This window comes from Streptomyces sp. NBC_00273 (assembly GCF_036178145.1).
Classification (GTDB): Bacteria; Actinomycetota; Actinomycetes; order Streptomycetales; family Streptomycetaceae; genus Streptomyces.
Genome location: NZ_CP108067.1, coordinates 1,668,804 through 1,685,923, shown reverse-complemented (window position 1 = coordinate 1,685,923; position 17,120 = coordinate 1,668,804). Strand labels below are relative to the sequence as shown.

The following is a 17,120-nucleotide window of genomic DNA, read 5'->3' as shown; positions in this document are numbered from 1 at the left end:
AAGGCCGCCTTCCGGTCCGCCGGGCCTCCGGCCGGGGCTCAGGTCCGGGGCGGAAGGGGAGGCCCGGGCCGTAGATATCGGTCCCAGATCTGGGCCTTGCGGTACGGGCCGCCCCCGTCGCTGTCGTACTGCGGCGCGTCGAAGGCGACCCAGTAGGCCATCTCCCCGGGACGGGCATGGACGTTCTCCACGAGCTCGGGCGCCCCCATGTCGTCGATCGTGCCCGGGAACTCGTTCCGCCAGGGGCCGTCCCAGTCCGGATCGTGGACGACCGTGACCCGGCTGCCGGCAGCCAGCGCGACGGCCGGCCGGTCCTGGCTCAGGGGCCGGCCCCTGATGTGTTCGACGACCCGTCGGTCGTCCGGGCCCGCCGAGGCGGAGGAGGAAGGAGCAACCATGCGTCCAGCTTGCCGGCAGCGGATGGCTGAAGCCACGGGTTAAGCAAGGGGCGACCCGAGCGGCTGTTACCGACGGCGTCCGGCTCTGAGCCCGCAACGAGTGGACCAGTCGCCTTCCGGCGTCACCCGCTCTCCGCCGGCTCGCACGACGACAAGTACGTCGCCGTCGAAGCCGATGCGGTCACCAACGGCCAGGAAGAGCGGGCCCGCCAGCTCGAAGGCGTAGCCGTTGTCGGTCTCCAGGTCCTCCACCAGCGCCAATCGGGGGATCGGCGTGGCTCCGTCAGCTACTAGGCGCATGCCGAGATGCTCCCACGTGGCCCCAAGGCCACCACGACCGCGGTGGGCAGCCTACCGATGGCCCGGAGGCCGGGGCGCGGGCTCAGCCGCGTACGTGCAGCCCGAAACCAGTGCGGCCCGCGGGCTCCAGGCCCTCCTTCAGGTGCAGGGAGGGGATCTCGTAGTCGCCGAAGTTCTGCCGCCGGAACGCGATCGGCTCGGTCGACTCCAGGGTGAGCAGGCGCTGCTGCCAGGCCTCGGCGGCGTCCGCGTAGTCCTCGGCGGTCATCCGGTCGGTGCCGTGCAGCACGAACGGCGGTAGCACCTCGACGCCCGGGTAGTAGAGGATGCCGTGCTGGAACGGGAACAGCAGGTCCTCGATGGGGCCGTTGATCCCGCGAGCCGAGTAGTGCGACTCCGGGCCGCCGACGGTCACCGACAGCAGGGCCTTCCGGCCCGCGAGGGTGCCCTCGCCGAAGCGCTCGCCGTACTTGGTGTCGCTGTGCTCGCCGACGCCGTAGGCGAAGCGGTAGGTGAACACCCGGTCCACCCAGCCCTTGAGGATCGCGGGCATGGTGTACCACCACAGCGGGAACTGGAAGATGATCGTGTCGGCCCACAGCAGCTTCTCCTGCTCGGCGAGGACGTCCGGGGTGAGCGCCCCGGCGTCGAAGGCCCGGCCCGAATCCAGGGCGACCTTCAGCGGACTCGACGCGTGGGGACCGTAGTCCGCGGAGTCCACGACCGCCTTCCAGTTCATCGCGTACAGATCGCTCACCCGTACCTCGTGCCCGGCGGCCTCCAGGGTGGACACCGCGAGGTCCTTCAGCGAGCTGTTGAGCGACTTCGGCTCCGGGTGGGCGTGGACGATCAGCGTCTTCACGGGAACTCCTTGGGATCGGATGCCTCGATCCTGGACGCGGCGGCGTCCGGCGTTCAGGGGCGCCCCTTCCGTCGGACCGGACTTCCTGGTACCGGCAGGACCACCCTCACGGGCGTCACCCGGGCCATACTGGGACGCATGGACGATCTTGCTGGCTTCCTGCGGACCCGGCGCTCCCGGGTCGACCCGGGAGCCGTCGGCATCCCCACCGACAGCCGCCGCAGGGTGGCCGGGCTGCGCCGCGAGGAGGTCGCGCACCTGTCCGGCGTCAGCGTCGACTACTACGTACGCCTGGAGCAGGGCCGCGCGACCCAACCCTCCGAGCAGGTCCTCGACGCGCTCGCCGGCGTCCTCGACCTCGACGAAACCGAACGCGGTCACCTCTACCGGCTCGCCAGGCAGCGGCGCCGCCGGACGAAGGCGCCGGGCAACGGGGTCCCGCCGGCCGGGGGTCGGGGGAGGGTCCGGCCGGAGGTGCTGCGCGTCCTCGACCTGGTCGCCGACGCGCCCGCGCTGATCATGGACCACTGCTTGGACGTGCTGGCCGGGAACCGCCTCGCAGGGCTCCTCTACGGACGGTCGGTGCCGGGCCTGAACACCGCCCGGCACATCTTCCTGGAGGAGGCGGAGCGCGGCCTCTACGCGGACTGGGAGACGTGCACCCTCGACGTGGTCGGGCACCTGCGTCTGGCCGCCGGCCAACACCCCGACGACCCCCGACTGGCCTCGCTCATCGGCGAGTTGGCGATGGGCAGCGAGCGCTTCCGTCGCCTCTGGGCCCGCGCGGACGTGCGCGCCCGCACCCACGGACGCAAGGCGTACCGGCACTCGCTGGTGGGACTGCTGGAACTGCACCAGGAGAACTTCGCGCTACCGGGTGAATCGGGCATGGAGCTGCTGGTGTTGTCCGCGGCTCCGGGCAGTCCCGCCGAAGACGGTCTGCGCCTGCTCGCGGGCCTGGCTGCGGACAGCGGCGCCGAGCGGGTGTCACCGCCCGCACCAGCCCCGGCTTCCACCCGCACCTCGATGTGATGGCCGGCCCGGACCGGAACGGCCCGGGCGGGGTGGGGCGGGCGGTCGGCGGGCCGGGGTCAGACGCCGACGCCCGCTCGCGCCGGCGCGGGAACGGGGCCGTCCGACATGGCGCGGGCCATCCACGCGGAGGAGCGCAGGGTCTGTGCGACGAAGGTGCCGCGGCCCACCCCGAGGGCCCGCAAGGCCGGACCGTGGTCCACCGCGACCAGGCCGGCGGCGCCGACCAGCAGTCCGCGCCACCCGGCCGTCACCGCCCGGCGGGCCGGCCGGGGCAGCCCGGCGAGCCCCTCCCGCAGGCGCAGGCAGTGGAAGGGGACGTGCCGCTCCTCGTCCGCCAGGATCCGGCCCGCGACCTCGGTGGTCAGGGGATCGGTGGCCCCGTCGCGCAGGGCCCGGTAGTACCCCAGGGCCACCACCTCGGCGACCATCAGCACCAGCAGTTCCACCCGCAGTCCGAGGAGCCGCCGGAACCGGACGAAGGCCGCGTCGCTCCAATGCCCGTCGAGGGTGCCGGCCCCGCCGGCCGCCAACAGCAGCTTCAGCATCCGCGCGTGGTTCTGTTCCTCGGCGATGAAGAGCCGGACCGCCTCGGAGTAGACCGGGTCACCGGCGAGGTCGGCCTTGCCGGAGAGCGCGGAGCCGTCGCCGTCCTCGCCGACCTGGAACTTCTGGATGCTGCGGACGATTTCGGCCGGCAGCTGCGCGCCCTTCCCCCAGTCGGGGTCGCCGAGGGCCGCCCGGCGTTCCCGCTCGGCCTCGAACTCGCTCACCCATGCCTCGTACTCACTTTTGATCATGTTCAATAATCTAGCGATTGTTGATCGTGTTCAAAAGCATCGGAATGTCATGGCCGAGTAACAGAACCACGCGGACCGGCGGTCGCCCGGAAGGAGATCACCGCGCCGAGCGACGGCCGCTCCGACAGCGGCCCCCCTGACCCGACCCAACAGATGTATCTCCCCTGGACATCCCACAGGAAGGTTCGCCCCCCCGGCGTTACGAGGACCCTACGACGTGCGGGCCTGCCCTGATGGCCATCTTGGCCCGTGGACTCAACAGGACCGGCCCCCCGTGCGCGGGTCGACCGGGGTGAGGACGCCGAGCCGGTCCTCGATCGCCTGCGCCGCGCCCAGGCACAGGTCCTCCCGGAACGCCCGTCCGACGATCTGGACCCCGCAGGGGAGCCCGTCGGCCGTCCCGGTCGGCACGGCCACACCGGGTACGCCCACGAAGCTGGTCACGGTGCACAGGCGCATCCCCGATCCGACCCGGTCCCTGCCCGGCCTGTCGCGCGACTCCAGCCCCGGCTCGACCGGCGGCTCGGTGAAGACGGGGCCGAGCAACAGCGGGTACTCGTCGAGGAATTCGGCCCACGAGCGGCGGATGCTCAGCCAACTGCCCATCAGCTTCATGAAGACGTCCGCGCTCGCGGGTGGGGTCTTTTCCATCGCCATCTCGATGTAGCGGTCCCCGCCCTTGCCGAGCAGCTTGCGCACCACCGGCCAGCTCGGGGCGAACTCGGTCACGGTGATCCGGCCGTAGGCGTCGAGGGCCTCGTCCAGTCGCGGTACGTCCCCCACCTCGCGCACGTCGTACCCGGCGTCGCGGAGCGCGTCGGCCGCCGTCGCGACGGCTCCGCGCACCGTCGGGTGGACGCCGTGCCCGCCCGGGTCCGCCACGACCGCGACCTTCACGGGGCCGGGGAGCGGTTCGCCGTAGGCGGGTACCGGGACGGCGCGCGGGTCTCGCGGATCGGTTCCGGCCAGCACCTCGTAAGCGAGCCTCAGATCGCCCACGCTCCGGGCCAGCGGGCCGTCGGTGACCAGCATCTGGGACGCCGGGCCGGGGTCGTCCGGGCCGAGGACGCGGTGGTCGGCGGGGAACCGGCCCGTGGACGGCTTCAGGCCGGCCACACCGCAGAACTGGGCCGGGATGCGCACCGACCCGCCGGAGTCGTTGCCGAGCCCGAGCGCCGCCATGCCCGTGGCGACGGCCACCGCATCGCCCCCGCTGGAGCCGCCCGGCGTCCGGCTGCTGTCCCACGGGTTGACCGTGTCGCCGAACAGCTCGCTGCGCGTGTGCATCCCCGCAAGGATCAGGGTGGGGATGTTGCTGTGCCCGATGGGGATGGCGCCGGCCGCGCGCAGCCGGGCCACCGGCGGTGCGTCGGCGGACGCGACCAGGTCGCGGAAGCGCTCCGTGCCGAACGTGGTCGGCACGCCTTCGACGGCGGTGCTCTCCTTCACCGTGAAGGGCACGCCCGCGAGCGGCCCCGGCGCTTCGCCGGCGGCCCGCCGGCGGTCCAGCTGCGCCGCGGCCTCGCGAGCGCGCTCCGCGAGGAGCTGTGTGACCGCGTTCACCTGCGGGTTGACCTCGGCGATGCGATCGAGGTGACTGTCGATCAGTTCGACCGCCGAGACCTCCGCGGTGCGCACGGCCTCCGCCTGCGCGGCGGCCGTCATCTTCCACAGGGCGTCCTGCATGGCCCCACCTTCCTCGTCCACGTACCGATGCGCTTGCATCGGAATCGAACCGTACCCCTGGATTCGATACGACCGCATCGAATAAACTGTGCGGCGAAGCGGAGCACCGGGGACCAGGGAGGCGACGGGCATGCCCCGACAGGTGGATCACGAGGGTCGACGTCGTCTCATCGCCGAGGCCGTCTGCCATCTCGCCGACGAGCGCGGGCTGGAGGGCGTGACCCTGCGCGACGTCGCCGCCTGCGCGCAGGTGTCCATGGGTGCCGTCCAGCGGTGCTTCCGCACCAAGGAAGAGATGCTCGTGTTCGCTCTCGGGCACATCGGCGAGCGGATCGACGAGCGCGTACGGGCCCGACTGGTCCGGAGCCCGGCCCAGTCGGCCGGCACCGCCCTGGGTCACGCGGCCGCCGAGATCTCACTGCTCCGGGAGGAGCACCGCGCCGAGGCCAGGGTCTGGCTCGCCTTCGTCGCGCAGGCGGCTGTCAGCGAGGCGCTGGCGAGGACGCTGAAGGCGAACTACGCAGCCCTGCAAGAGGCGTTCACCCGCCTCATCTCGGAGGCCCGTGAAGGCTCCGGCCGCGCGGCGCCCCTCGATCCGCAACGCGAGGCCCGCACGCTCCTCGCCCTGGCGGACGGCCTCACCGCGCACGTCCTCATCGGCCACCTCACCCCGCGCGAGGCACACGAAGTCCTCGACGCGCACCTGGCCGGTCTCTGGGAGTGACCGCAACGGTGCCGGCGATCGCTCAGACCGTCCCGGCAGGGGGCGCATTGACCGCGCCGAAGGGTACGTGGACGCTCGGAGTGCCCGGTGCGGTGCCGTTGAGATTGGCGACCTGGTCGTCGAAGAAGAGGTGCGGGTCGAGGGCCTTCAGGACCGCGGCCTTGTCGATGCCGCCGAGGAAGAAGGCGTCGTTGACCCGCAGTCCCCACCGTTTGAGGCTCAGCAGGGCGCGTTCATGAGCGGGGGCGTCCCGAGCGGTGACCAGCGATACGCGCAGACGGGGCTGGTACGCGGAGTCCTTGCGCCGCCGCTCCTCCTCCAGGCGTTGGACGCGGTTGATGCCGGCCAGGAAGTCCCGTAGCGGTCCCGGATCGTGCGGGGTGGTGGCGTGGCCGACTTCGTACGCGCGGAACTCGTCGATGCCACCCCTCTGGTAGACCTGCTCGGCCGCGTCGCCCGCCACCACCCCGTCGAAGTCGAACGCGATGCGGAGTTCGGGGTCGCTCTCGTCGTCGATCCGCCCGGTCTTGAGGACGTGCCCCGCAGGCAGCCCGGCCGCGACGGCGTCCCGAACGTCAGGTCCGTCGGCCGACAGGAACAGCGACATGTTGAGCGCCGGCATGAACTGGTGCGAGGGGCGGCCCTGCCGGAACACCGCACGGCTGATCGGGAGGCCGTGCGCTCTGATCGAACGCATCAGACGCATCCCGGTGTCAGGATCGTTGCGGGAGAGGATGATGACCTCGACCAGGGGGTCGGCCTGATCCGCCAGGTCGTTCAACGACAGCAGGCGTCTGACGAAGGGGAACGCCACGCCCTTGGCCAGTAGTTCGTCGAGATGGGCCTCCTGGTAGCTCCGGTAGGCGTCCTCGCCCCGCTCCCGGAACACCGCGTCGCAGTCGGTCAGGTCGAACAGGGCGCTGGAGGCGACCCCCACCACCAGGCGATCGGACAGGTCGTACCTCATCGCGCTCCCCCTGCCGGCACATGTGCAACGTCGGGAGGCTTATCACCCTTTGGCGCGGGCCGGAAACGCCTCCCGGTCCACCGTCAGCGTGCCTGGCGGTCGCGGATAGTGTCGGTGGCCGGATGCGAGGACTGGGGAGTACGAGGTGGGGATGAAGATCCATCGTCCGGGGCGGCCGGAGGACCTTCCGGAAGCGAGTGTGCTGTGGGCGCGCTGGGCCGCGCTCGCCGTGGCGACTTGGGACGCCGAGGAGGAGAAGGAGCGCTTCCGGCACGGGTACTGGTTCGACGGCAGCGGCAGCGACGCGTTGCGGTACGACGACGGCGCGTGCAGCCGGTGGGCGTTGATCCGGGCCGACGACGGCCGCGCCGTTCTCTTCGGGCAGGACGATTCCAGCAGGGTCGCGCAGTACGAGCCGCCGATCGATCTCCTCGCCGGGGCGCCCGGGTGGGTGCGCGATGAACGCCTGCACGACCTTCTGGGGCAGGGAAGGGGCGAGTGCGTCTACTGGTTCGAGGACGGTTCCTGGCGCCGTGCACCGTACCCCGACGACCTTCACGATGACGGACTCGACTGCGGGATCGGCCATCTGACCTCGCGCGAGTTCGCCGTCGACGCGATCTGTGCGCTGTTCGAGTTCGACGAAGACTGCGAAGGCGCCGTGGCGGCCTGTGAGCAGTTCTTCGAGCACGTGGAGCGGGGCACGGTCACCGACGAGGTGGTGCGCTCCTTCGCCGATGCGGTCTTCCGGATCCAGACCGAGTACGAACTGCTCTGGCCCAAGGTCCCGGTCGCCCGTTCGCAGAGGGACCTCGCCGCGATGACGGCGCTCGCCCGCCGCTGCTGACACCGCGGCGGGCGGCCGGTCGGCGTACGGCTCGCGGGCCCCTGGGCCCGATTCAGACCGTGGGCGGTTCGGGCAGCCAGTCGCGGGTCGGGTCGTACTCCAGCCATCGGCTCCGCCCCGCCTCCTCGGCGCAGGCGGCGGCGAGGCCGTCCAGCGCCGGGTGCCCGTGTCCCGAGCGCCACACCAGTGACCAGGCGTACAGCGGCGTGGGATCGACCAGGGGGACGGAGCGCAATCCGGGGACCCGCGGCAGTGGCACATCGGCCGGTACCAGCGAGAAGCGTCGCGGGTCCTGTGCCACCTCGGCGAGGAAGTGGGAGAGCCCGAGGTTGACGCCCGTGGCCCTGTTCCGAATGCCGAACCGGTCGGCGAACCCGTGGAGGAAGTCGAGCCGGTCCAGCGCGCCGGGTGCCCACAGCACGCTGCCCTGCAACTGGTCCGGCCGCAGAGCCGGTTCGGCTGCGAGCGGATGGTCCGCGCTCAGTACGGCGTCCACCGGTTCGAGGCGGACGAGTCGGTGCACCAGCCCGGCGGGCAGCGGCGGGTGAACCCGGCCGAAGGCCGCGTCGATGTCGCCGTGCAGCAGCGCCGTCGTCACCGAGGGCAGATCACGCCCGTGGCCCAGGGTCAGCTCCCCGGCTCGGCCGGCGACCTGGGCCAGCGTCCGCATCGGCGCGTAGAGGTGCCCCCAGACGTCCACCCGCAGCGGATGTTCCGTCCCGAGCACCGCCGCGACCGCGGCGTCGGCGGCGGCCAGGGTCTGCCGGGCCGGTGCGAGAAAGCGCTGCCCGGCCTCGGTGAGGCGTACCCCGCTGCCGCCGCGCCGGAACAGCGCGGTGCCGAGCAGGGATTCCAGCCGCGCGATCCGCTTGGACAGCGCTTGCTGGGAGACCGCGAGCGTCCCGGCCGCCCGGCCGAAGTGCAGTTCCTCGGCGGTGCGCACGAAGGCACGTACCTGCGCCAAGTCGAGATCCATGCCTCTCACCATAGGTGACAACCAGAAGTTGTCGGCCTTGCGCGTTCGTTGTTGGATCGCGGGGCCGCCGTGGGGGTTGTCTACTTTCCATGCAACGACTGATTCCCACAGGAGAAGCGGCGCGCCCGGTGGCCTTCGCCGAGGTCTCCCAGCCCGTGCCGGAGCCCGGTGAGGCACTGATCAAGGTAGAGGCGTTCGCCCCGAACCGGGGCGAGACGTTCCTTCTCGAACACCCCCGGCCGGAGCTGCTGCCCGGCAAGGACATCGCGGGGCTCGTCGTACAGGCGGCGGCCGACGGCTCCGGCCCCGGCATCGGCACCCGCGTGGTCGGCCACCCGGCGCAGGGCGGCTGGGCCGAGTACGCCGCCGTGCCCACGCACTCGCTCGCGGTTCTTCCGGACGGCATCGACAGCGCACGGGCGGCGGCGCTGCCCCTGGCCGGGATCACTGCGCTGCGGCTGCTGCGTACGGCAGGTTCCCTGGCCGGCCGACGGGTGCTGCTGACCGGTGCCTCGGGGGGCGTCGGCCACTACGTCACCGAGCTCGCCGTGGGGGCCGGAGCCGAGCTGACCGCAGTGACGGCCACTCCGGTGCGCGGCGAACGGCTCGCGGAACTGGGTGCGAAGGTGGTGCACGAGGTCGCGGCGGCCGGGGGGCCGTTCGACGTCGTGCTCGAGTCCACGGGTGGGCCGGATCTGGCGGTCGCCCTGTCGAAGACCCGCCCGGGCGGCTTGCTCGTCTGGTTCGGCCAGGCGAGCCGCACCCCGGCGTCCCTCGACTTCTTCCAGCTCCTCGGCGGGCCCGAGCGCGTCACGATCCAGCACTTCCACTATGCCGGCGCCCCGTACGGCTCCGATCTCTCGACGCTGGTGCGCCTCGTGGAACAGGGCCGGCTGCATCCGGAGATCGGTCGCACCGCCGACTGGGCGCGGACCGCCGAAACCCTGGTCGACCTGCGCGAGCGCCGGATACGAGGCAAGGCCGTCCTGCTGACCGGAGGAGCACGATGAGCGCCGTCGAATTCACCGCCGCCCAGTGGACCCGTGCCACGGGTGCGGGCGTGGACCCGCACGAGTACCGGCGCGTCACCGACGGCCTGACCTCGGTAGCCGACTGGGGGCCGGCCTTCCTGCGCACCGGACACGGCTACCTCCGGCGCGCGGAGGGCGCGGGATCGTCCCGCTCCGCGGGTGAGTACCTGCTGACGGCGGCCCGGTGGTTCCACCTGGCCACGCTGGCGCCGCACCCGGAAGCGCATCGCGCCGCCGTCGAGGCGGATCGCGCCCTGGGCGGAGCTCTCACCGTGCTGGAGCCCGGTGCCCGGCGGGTGAGCGGCGAGGGATTCACCGGCTGGCTGCGCGGCCCCGCCGACGCGCCCGGGACCGTGGTCGTCGTCCCCGGCCTGGACTCGGCCAAGGAGGAGTTCCTCGATCTCGTGTCCGCGCTCCTGGCCAGAGGGCTGGCGGTGTTCGCGATGGACGGGCCCGGCCAGGGTGTGCTCGCGGCCACCACGACCTTCGTGCCGGACTACGAGCGGATCGTGGGCCGGGCCGTCGACGCCCTCGGCGCCGCCCGCGTCGGGCTCGTCGGCCTGAGCCTGGGCGGCTATTTCGCGGCCCGGACCGCGGCGCTGGAACCGCGCGTGGCGGCCGTCGCCACCGTCAGCGGGCCCTTCCGCCTCGACTGGGAGGAACTGCCTCCGCCGGTACGGGACATCATGGCCCGACGTGCCGGAGGAGCCGACGCCGCACGCGAGTTCGTACGCCAGGTGGACCTCGCCGCCCTGGCACCTCGTATCGCGGCCCCACTGCTGGTCGTGGACGGCGGCCAGGACGTCATCCCCGGCGTGACGAACGGCGAGCCCTTGGCCCGGCTGGCGCCGAACGGCACCTATCTGTCCGTCCCGCACGGGGACCATCTCCTCGGCAATGCCCGGCCGGACTGGCTGCCCCACCTCGGCGACCACCTCACGCACGCCCTGAGGGGAACGCCCGCACCGGCGGGATGCTGAGGGCCGCGATCGCGGGCGAGCGCAGGGCCGCGCACGGGCGGCCCTGCGCGTCAGACCGTCTCAGGCGGTGGCCGGAGCAGGGGTCTCGGGGGACTTCGGGGGCTCAGGGGTTTCGGCGGGGGCCTCGGCGCCCGCTTCGGCGTCGGGGTGGGGGATGCGGTGCAGCCCCTTGCGGTCGTAGAGGCGGGTGACGGCGAAGCCGAAGAGCAGCGCGGCGACGAGGGCGACACCCATCGAGCCCCAGGCCCGGGTCAGGCCCGCGTCGGCCTGGGCCCCGTAGTAGAGGAGGGACCGCAGCCCCTCGGTGATCTGGCGCAGCGGCTCGAACTCGGCGAGGGCGCGGAAGAACCCGGGGAGTGCCTGGACCGGCACGGTGGCGCCGGAGGAGGGCACGGCCATCGCCACGAAGACGATGGTGGCCAGGAGCATGCCGGGCGTGCCGAAGGCGGCGAACAGGGCCAGGCTTCCGATGCCGACCACCGCGATGGTGGCGACCGAGTAGAGCCACAGCAGGCCGAGGTGGGAGGCGTCCATGTCGAGGATGCCGACCGTGGCGACCTCGACCAGGGTGCCCATCACCAGGGACAGGCCGAGCATGAGCGCGATGCCGATGGCCAGGGTGCGGACGCGGCTGGTGTGCTGGACGGGTTTGCGCTTGCGGACCGGGCCGTAGTCGGTGTGCAGGTAGCCGAGCGCGGTGTCGACCTGGGAGTTGACCACGTTGGCGCCGAGCATGCCGCAGACGACCAGGACCAGTGCGTAGTAGAAGGCGCTCAGGCCCATGGCGCTGCGCGCGCCGACCGGGTGGCCGTCGGCGACCGTCACGGTCACCGGGTCGGCCAGCTTGAGCTGGGCGGCCGTCGGCAGCGGGGTCTTCTGGGCGGCGGCCTGCTTGAGGAGTTCCTGGCCGAGCTGGGCCGAGGCGGCGTGGGCGGCCTTCTGGGCGGCCTGGGAGGACATGGAGGAGCCGATGCTGCCGGCCGCCTGGTTGGTCAGCACGGTCATGGTCGGCGGGGCGGCCTTGCCCTGGGGTGCGGGCTGCGGGGCGGTGAGCCCGGCCACCGTGGCGGAGTAGTCGGCGGGTATGACGAGGGCGCCGAAGACCTTGCCCCGGCCCAGCCGCTTGTCGGCCTCCTCGCGGCTGACGACCTGCCAGTCGATGCTCTTGTCGCCCTGGGCGGCCTTCTGGATGCCGGAGACGACCTGCTCGCCCAGGTTGACGTGGCGGCCGTTGACGTCCGCGCCGCCGTCGCTGTTGACCAGGGCCACGGGCAGGTCGCGCAGGTTGCCCTTGGGGTTGACGTTGCCACCCACGTAGAGCAGGGCGAACACCATCGAGACCACTGCTGCGATGAGTCCCGTTCCGATCCACAGTGCGGGTCGGCGGAGCACGGAGGGGGGCGTGGGATGAGGCATCGATTCTCCGGTGCGGCTGCGTTCCTAGGGCTGGATACTTATGGTATCCAGTCACTGGATAGTGGCAGTATCTTGCTGTGGTGTCCAATCGCCGATGCCGGATACCGGACCGCATGACCAGCAGGGAAGCCGCATGAAGATCTCGGAGCTCAGCCGGCGGACCGGCGTGCCGGTCGCCAGCATCAAGTACTTCCTGCGGCAGGGACTGCTGCCCGCAGGGCGGGCGACGGCCGCGACCCTCGCCGAGTACGGGGAGGAGCACGCGCAGCGGCTGCGGCTGATCAAGGCACTGACCACGCTCGGCGGCCTGTCCATCGCCGCCACCCGGGAGGTGCTCGGGGCCGTCGACCAGGCCCACAGCTCCGAGAGCGCCCTCGGCGCGGTCAGCTACGCGCTCCCGGTGCCGGTGGCGGCCCAGGGCGCCGCGGGCCACGGGGAAGAGGCCGGGGCCGACGTGACCGCCGGCGCCGAGGTGGCAGAGCTCCTCACGGCGCTGGATTGGCAGGCCCCCGGTACTTCACCGCACGTGAAGGGGCTGACGGCGGCCCTGGAGGAGCTGCGCCGGCTGGACGCCCAGTACGCCCCGGGAGAGCTCGCCGCCTACGCGAGGCTTGCCGAGTCCGTGGCCCGGCTGGACCTGGAGCGGGCGGCCGGTCTGGACGACCCGGTGGCCCTGGCCGAGCGGGCCGTCATCGTCTTCGCGATCTGCGCCCCGGTGTTCGAGCTGTTGCGGCGCCTTGCCCAGGAGGACCAGGTCCGGCGCCGGGTCGCGGGCGCCGCCCGGGGCGGTGGCGGTGGGGACGCGGCGCCGCGGTCCTGAGCTTCACTCAGCCGGTCGCCACCGCCAAGGCCACCGCCCCGAACTACGACCGGCGCCTCCACACCGTCCTCGACCACCCCTCCACGAGCCTCCGACCGGATCTACCAGCGCACCGGCCCCCGCCGCGGCGCGGCGGGCGGACAGCGCTCACGGGGCGTGCCCGCGTTCCACGGGCCGACCGGCACGGCGGACTTCGGGGACCACGGTGACCTGCGGGATCCCGGTGCCCGGATGCCGGGACACCTCCGCCTCGACACGGTAGACCTCGGCCAGCAGGTCCCGGGTGAGGACCTCCCGCGGTGTTCCGGTCGCGACCACGCGGCCGCCGTCCAGCACGCAGATCCGGTCGCAGAAGGACGCGGCGAGGTTGAGGTCGTGCAGGGCGATCACCGCGGTGACCCCGACCCTCCGGACGAGCCGGAGCGCGTCGAGCTGGTGGCGCAGGTCCAGGTGGTTCGTCGGCTCGTCCAGCACCATCGTCCCGGTGCGTTGGGCCAGCGCACGGGCGATCAGCACCCGCTGCTTCTCCCCGCCCGAGAGGCGGTCGAACGGCGCGTGCGCCAGGGCGGCGACATCGAGTTCCTCCAACGAGCCCGTGATGATCTCGCGGTCGTGGGCGTCGTCGCCCGCGAAGGCGCGTTTGTGCGGGGTGCGTCCCATCGCCACCACTTCGTAGACGCTGAGTTCGAAGTCGCCGGCCGTCTCTTGCAGTACGGCCGAGAGGCGCCGCGCGAGCCGCTTGCCGGGCATCCGCCACACGTCCTCGCCGTCCAGCAGGACGCGTCCGGACGTGGGGCGCAGCACCCGGTAGAACGTGCGCAACAGCGTCGACTTGCCCGCGCCGTTGGGGCCTACGAGCGCCAGCACCTCCCCGGGTGCCACGTGCAGGGAGACGCGGTCGACCAGGGTCCGGCCGTTCACCACGACCGTGACGTCCTCGGCGTCGAGCGCGCCGGGCTCGGGGATCGGTCCGTCGGTCATCGCGCCGCCTTCCGTCGCATCAGCCAGAGGAAGAACGGGCCGCCGACGAGGGCGGTGAGGATGCCGACGGGTATCTCCTCCGGGCTCATGAGCGTGCGCGCGCCCAGGTCGGCGGCGATCAGGAAGCTCGCGCCGAGGAGGGCGGCGGCGGGCAGCGCGCGGCGGTGGTCGGCGCCCACCAGGAGGCGTACGACGTGCGGCAGGATCAGCCCGACGAAGCCGATCTGGCCGCTGACCGCGACGATGGTGCCGATCATCAGGGCGACCAGGACGAACAGGGCGCCGCGGAAGCGGTGGACGTCCAGCCCCAGCGCCGCGGCGGCTTCCTCCCCGGCCAGCAGCAGGTTGAGGGACCGGCACACCCCCAGCAGGACGGCCGTGCCGAGGAGCACGGCACCGACGGGGATCCACACCGTCGTCCAGGTGGTGCCGGCCAGCCCCCCGAGCATCCAGCGCAAGGCCGATTGCGTCTTCTGCGGGTCGTTGGAGGTGACGATCAGGAAGCTGGCCACGGCGGAGAGGACCTCGGCCATGGCCACACCCGCCAGCACCAGCCGTACGGTGGTCATCCGCCCGCCGGAGCGCGCCAGGAAGTACACCGCGACCAGCGCGGCGAGGGCTCCGCAGAACGCCGCCACGGGCAGGGAGAACATCCCGAACAGGGTCACGTGGAAGACGAGGACCAGCACTGCGCCGACCGACGCGCCGGACGAGACCCCGAGCAGCATCGGATCGGCCAGCGGATTGCGGACCAGGGCCTGCAGCGCCATGCCCGACACCGACAGGCCCGCGCCCACCACGCCGGCCAGCAGCACCCGGGGGAGCCGGACGTCGACGACGATCGTCTCGCGGACCGGCGTCCAGGCCGGTTCGGCGAGGACCGGGTGGATCCGGTGGAGCAGGATCCCCCAGACCTGGCCGGCCGGGACGTTGATCGAACCGATCGCGATACCGGCCGTCACGAGGGCGGCGAGCAGGACGCCCAGGGCCACGAGTAGTAGGGGGTAGGGAACGGCCCGGCGGCGGGCCGCGGCCGCCGGGGCGCTCGGCGGAGCGAGGAGCGCCCGGCCCGCGTCCGTCGTCTCGGTCACCGGAAGCGGTCCGGGTGGATCTGGTGGGCCAGTGACTCCACGGCCGCCGGGACGCGGACACCGAGCACGGTCGACGACAGCGGAAGCACCGCGAACCGCTCGTTCTTGATCGCGGGTACGTCCTTCAGCGCCGGGTTCGCGAGGAGGAACTTCTTCTTGTCCTCGACGCTCTGGTCGCCGTAGTCGTAGATGACGACGACCTCGGGCGCACGCTCGGCCACCTGCTCGAACGACACGTCCGCGAAGGCCTTGTCGACGTCGGCGAAGAGGTTGGCCCCGCCGGCCCGCTCGATCAGCTCGTTGCCGATGCCCTTGCCGCCCGCGGTGAAGGCGGTCTTGTCCCCGCTGTCGTAGACGAAGAGCTTGGTCGGCGCGACACCGGCCAGTTTGCCGTCGACCCGGTCGAGGGTGCCGTGCAGTTCGTCCACCTGCTGCTCGGCCCGGTCCGGTACGCCGAAGATCTTGGCGACGGTGCGGATCTCCTCGTCGACGGTGGCCATGGTCACCGGTCCGGCCGGGCACTCCTCGATGTTGAGGTGCGTGTTGATCCCGGCCTTGGTGAAGGCCGGACGGCCACGACCCTCCTTCTCGGCGAAGGTGGAGCCGAATCCGCCGTAGACGAAGTCCGGTTCGGCGGCCAGCAGGGTCTCGAAGGACGGGTACTCCTTCGACAGCACCTTCACCGAGTCGAAGGCGGCCTGGTACTCCGGCAGGATCTTGTCGTCGAGGTAGCCCGTGCCCACCATCGACTTCTCCAGCCCGAGCGCCAACATGACCTCCGTGGCGTGCTGGTTCAGGGACACCGCGCGCTGCGGCGGCCGCTGGTAGGTGCTCTCCACCCCGCAGTTGGACACGGTGACGGGGAACCCTTCGGCCCCGGGTCCCGGTGCGGCGGTGCGGTCCTCGGCCTTGCCGCAGGCCGGGACGAGCAGTGCGGCGGCCACGGCCAGGAGCGCGGACAGCGGGCGTATGCCCCTCATGTGGTGTTTCCTCTCGATGGTTCTGTCGGATGGTCGCGTGCCGAACGCACCCGTCGGCAGCGGACCGGTCGGGGCGCGGGTCGGTGGTGGGGGTCCGTCAGGGGATCTTGACCGGCGGGGCGGGGAGCGGGGTCAGGGAGGCGTACTCCAGCGGCGCCGACGGGTCGACGGACACGTTCAGCGGGGCCGGCTCCGCCCCGGAGCGGACCAGCAGGTCACCGACGGCCGCGATCATGGCGCCGTTGTCCGTGCACAGGGTCATGGGCGGAACGCGCAGTTCGATGCCGGCCGAGGCGCATCGGCGTTCCGCGAGGGCCCTGACCCGCGAGTTCGCGGCCACGCCGCCGACCACGATCAGCGTCTTCACGTCGTAGTCGCGGCAGGCGGCCAGCGCCTTGCGGGTCAGTACGTCCGCGACCGCCTCCTGCAGCGCGGCGGCCCCGTCGGCCACCGGCGGCTCCTCGCCGCGCTGCCGGTGCTTCTCGGCCCAGCGCGCCGCGGCCGTCTTCAGGCCGGAGAAGGAGAAGGCGTACGGGTCGTCCCCGGGCCTGGTCAGCGGGCGCGGGAAGGCCACGGCCTTCGGGTCGCCGTCGCGGGCGGCCCGGTCGATGGCGGGACCGCCCGGATACGGCAGGCCCAGGATCCGGGCGACCTTGTCGAAGCACTCGCCCGCCGCGTCGTCGAGGGTGTCCCCGAGGTGCAGGATCGGCTCGCGGACCAGGTCGCGGACCAACAGGAGCGAGGTGTGGCCGCCGGAGACGATCAGCACCACGCAGGGGTCGGGCAACGGTCCGTGCTCCAGGGTGTCGGCGGCGACGTGCCCGGCCAGGTGGTGGACGCCGTACAGCGGCACGCCGGCCGCGTACGCCAGCGTCTTCGCGCCGGCCAGGCCCACCTGAAGCGCGCCCGACAGGCCGGGCCCGGTGGTGACGGCGACCGCGTCGATCTGCTTCAGCCGCAGTCCGGCCCGGTCCAGGGCCTGCCGGACGACCGGGTTGAAGGAGTACAGGTGCGCCCGGGCGGCGATCTCGGGCACGACGCCGCCGAAGCGGGCGTGCTCGTCCATGCTCGAGGCCACCACGTGTGCGAGCAGCTTGCCGTCCTGCACGATTCCCGCGCCGGTCTCGTCGCACGACGACTCGATCCCCAGCACCACTGGTCCGCTCACTGCTCTCCACCTTCTTTTGCGCATTTTCTGCAACTGCAATCTATATGCAATAGAGGAGGGT

Annotated in this window: 18 protein-coding genes; 6 read left to right on the top strand and 12 right to left on the bottom strand. The window is 72.3% G+C overall.

The window, feature by feature from the left end; all coding sequences use genetic code 11:
• Window positions 1-38 precede the first annotated feature (38 nt).
• The 3 genes from OG386_RS07225 to OG386_RS07215 all read right to left on the bottom strand — a co-directional run bounded on the left by OG386_RS07225 (window position 39) and on the right by OG386_RS07215 (window position 1,560).
• Window positions 39-398: a ferrous iron transport protein A gene (locus OG386_RS07225; RefSeq protein WP_328787328.1), complete on the bottom strand. Its 360-nt coding sequence runs from the start codon at window positions 396-398 to the stop codon at window positions 39-41.
• Between the two features lie 66 nt (window positions 399-464).
• Complete coding sequence (locus OG386_RS07220; RefSeq protein WP_328787327.1) at window positions 465-698, bottom strand: hypothetical protein; 234 nt, start codon at window positions 696-698, stop codon at window positions 465-467.
• An 82-nt stretch (window positions 699-780) separates the two neighbouring features.
• Window positions 781-1,560: an NAD(P)H-dependent oxidoreductase gene (locus tag OG386_RS07215; protein ID WP_328787326.1), complete on the bottom strand. Its 780-nt coding sequence runs from the start codon at window positions 1,558-1,560 to the stop codon at window positions 781-783.
• Window positions 1,561-1,698: 138 nt separating this feature from the next.
• Here OG386_RS07215 and OG386_RS07210 point away from each other — a divergent pair, with 138 nt between their 5' ends.
• Window positions 1,699-2,592, top strand: a complete 894-nt coding sequence (locus OG386_RS07210; protein WP_328787325.1) for a helix-turn-helix transcriptional regulator — start codon at window positions 1,699-1,701, stop codon at window positions 2,590-2,592.
• Window positions 2,593-2,651: 59 nt separating this feature from the next.
• Here OG386_RS07210 and OG386_RS07205 read toward each other — a convergent pair whose 3' ends face one another.
• Window positions 2,652-3,392 (bottom strand): ferritin-like domain-containing protein, encoded by a 741-nt coding sequence (locus tag OG386_RS07205; protein WP_328787324.1) that lies wholly within the window; start codon window positions 3,390-3,392, stop codon window positions 2,652-2,654.
• A 255-nt stretch (window positions 3,393-3,647) separates the two neighbouring features.
• The gene (locus OG386_RS07200; RefSeq protein WP_328787323.1) at window positions 3,648-5,078 is read right to left on the bottom strand and encodes an amidase; all 1,431 of its coding nucleotides are present in this window, start codon (window positions 5,076-5,078) and stop codon (window positions 3,648-3,650) included.
• A gap of 130 nt (window positions 5,079-5,208) precedes the next feature.
• On the opposite strand from OG386_RS07200, the gene OG386_RS07195 reads away from it, so the two are divergent.
• Window positions 5,209-5,802, top strand: coding sequence for a TetR/AcrR family transcriptional regulator (locus OG386_RS07195; RefSeq protein WP_328787322.1), 594 nt, complete (start codon window positions 5,209-5,211; stop codon window positions 5,800-5,802).
• A gap of 22 nt (window positions 5,803-5,824) precedes the next feature.
• Here the strand turns inward: OG386_RS07195 and OG386_RS07190 are convergent, their stop codons facing one another.
• Window positions 5,825-6,769: a 5'-nucleotidase gene (locus OG386_RS07190; protein WP_328787321.1), complete on the bottom strand. Its 945-nt coding sequence runs from the start codon at window positions 6,767-6,769 to the stop codon at window positions 5,825-5,827.
• A gap of 151 nt (window positions 6,770-6,920) precedes the next feature.
• On the opposite strand from OG386_RS07190, the gene OG386_RS07185 reads away from it, so the two are divergent.
• Entirely contained in the window at window positions 6,921-7,616 is a 696-nt protein-coding gene (locus OG386_RS07185) for a hypothetical protein (RefSeq protein WP_328787320.1), read from the top strand.
• A 52-nt stretch (window positions 7,617-7,668) separates the two neighbouring features.
• Here OG386_RS07185 and OG386_RS07180 read toward each other — a convergent pair whose 3' ends face one another.
• Window positions 7,669-8,592, bottom strand: coding sequence for a LysR family transcriptional regulator (locus OG386_RS07180; protein WP_328787319.1), 924 nt, complete (start codon window positions 8,590-8,592; stop codon window positions 7,669-7,671).
• An 89-nt stretch (window positions 8,593-8,681) separates the two neighbouring features.
• On the opposite strand from OG386_RS07180, the gene OG386_RS07175 reads away from it, so the two are divergent.
• Both OG386_RS07175 and OG386_RS07170 read left to right on the top strand, forming a co-directional pair.
• The gene (locus OG386_RS07175; protein ID WP_328787318.1) at window positions 8,682-9,602 is read left to right on the top strand and encodes a zinc-binding dehydrogenase; all 921 of its coding nucleotides are present in this window, start codon (window positions 8,682-8,684) and stop codon (window positions 9,600-9,602) included.
• Entirely contained in the window at window positions 9,599-10,603 is a 1,005-nt protein-coding gene (locus OG386_RS07170) for an alpha/beta hydrolase family protein (protein WP_328787317.1), read from the top strand. The genes OG386_RS07175 and OG386_RS07170 overlap by 4 nt, the downstream gene beginning before the upstream one ends.
• A gap of 60 nt (window positions 10,604-10,663) precedes the next feature.
• Here OG386_RS07170 and OG386_RS07165 read toward each other — a convergent pair whose 3' ends face one another.
• Window positions 10,664-12,019 carry a DUF3533 domain-containing protein gene (locus OG386_RS07165; RefSeq protein ID WP_328787316.1) on the bottom strand — a complete coding sequence of 452 codons (1,356 nt, stop codon included), beginning with the start codon at window positions 12,017-12,019 and terminating at the stop codon, window positions 10,664-10,666.
• A 133-nt stretch (window positions 12,020-12,152) separates the two neighbouring features.
• On the opposite strand from OG386_RS07165, the gene OG386_RS07160 reads away from it, so the two are divergent.
• The gene (locus tag OG386_RS07160; protein WP_328787315.1) at window positions 12,153-12,839 is read left to right on the top strand and encodes a MerR family transcriptional regulator; all 687 of its coding nucleotides are present in this window, start codon (window positions 12,153-12,155) and stop codon (window positions 12,837-12,839) included.
• Between the two features lie 147 nt (window positions 12,840-12,986).
• Here the strand turns inward: OG386_RS07160 and OG386_RS07155 are convergent, their stop codons facing one another.
• The 4 genes from OG386_RS07155 to tsaD form a co-directional block, all read right to left on the bottom strand.
• Window positions 12,987-13,820 carry an ABC transporter ATP-binding protein gene (locus tag OG386_RS07155; RefSeq protein ID WP_328787314.1) on the bottom strand — a complete coding sequence of 278 codons (834 nt, stop codon included), beginning with the start codon at window positions 13,818-13,820 and terminating at the stop codon, window positions 12,987-12,989.
• Window positions 13,817-14,911, bottom strand: coding sequence for a FecCD family ABC transporter permease (locus OG386_RS07150; protein WP_443053130.1), 1,095 nt, complete (start codon window positions 14,909-14,911; stop codon window positions 13,817-13,819). The genes OG386_RS07155 and OG386_RS07150 overlap by 4 nt, the downstream gene beginning before the upstream one ends.
• The gene (locus OG386_RS07145; RefSeq protein ID WP_328787313.1) at window positions 14,908-15,891 is read right to left on the bottom strand and encodes an ABC transporter substrate-binding protein; all 984 of its coding nucleotides are present in this window, start codon (window positions 15,889-15,891) and stop codon (window positions 14,908-14,910) included. Before OG386_RS07145 ends, OG386_RS07150 begins: the two co-directional genes overlap by 4 nt.
• A gap of 97 nt (window positions 15,892-15,988) precedes the next feature.
• Window positions 15,989-17,047, bottom strand: a complete 1,059-nt coding sequence (gene tsaD, locus OG386_RS07140) for a tRNA (adenosine(37)-N6)-threonylcarbamoyltransferase complex transferase subunit TsaD (protein WP_328793186.1) — start codon at window positions 17,045-17,047, stop codon at window positions 15,989-15,991.
• Between the last annotated feature and the right edge of the window lie 73 nt (window positions 17,048-17,120).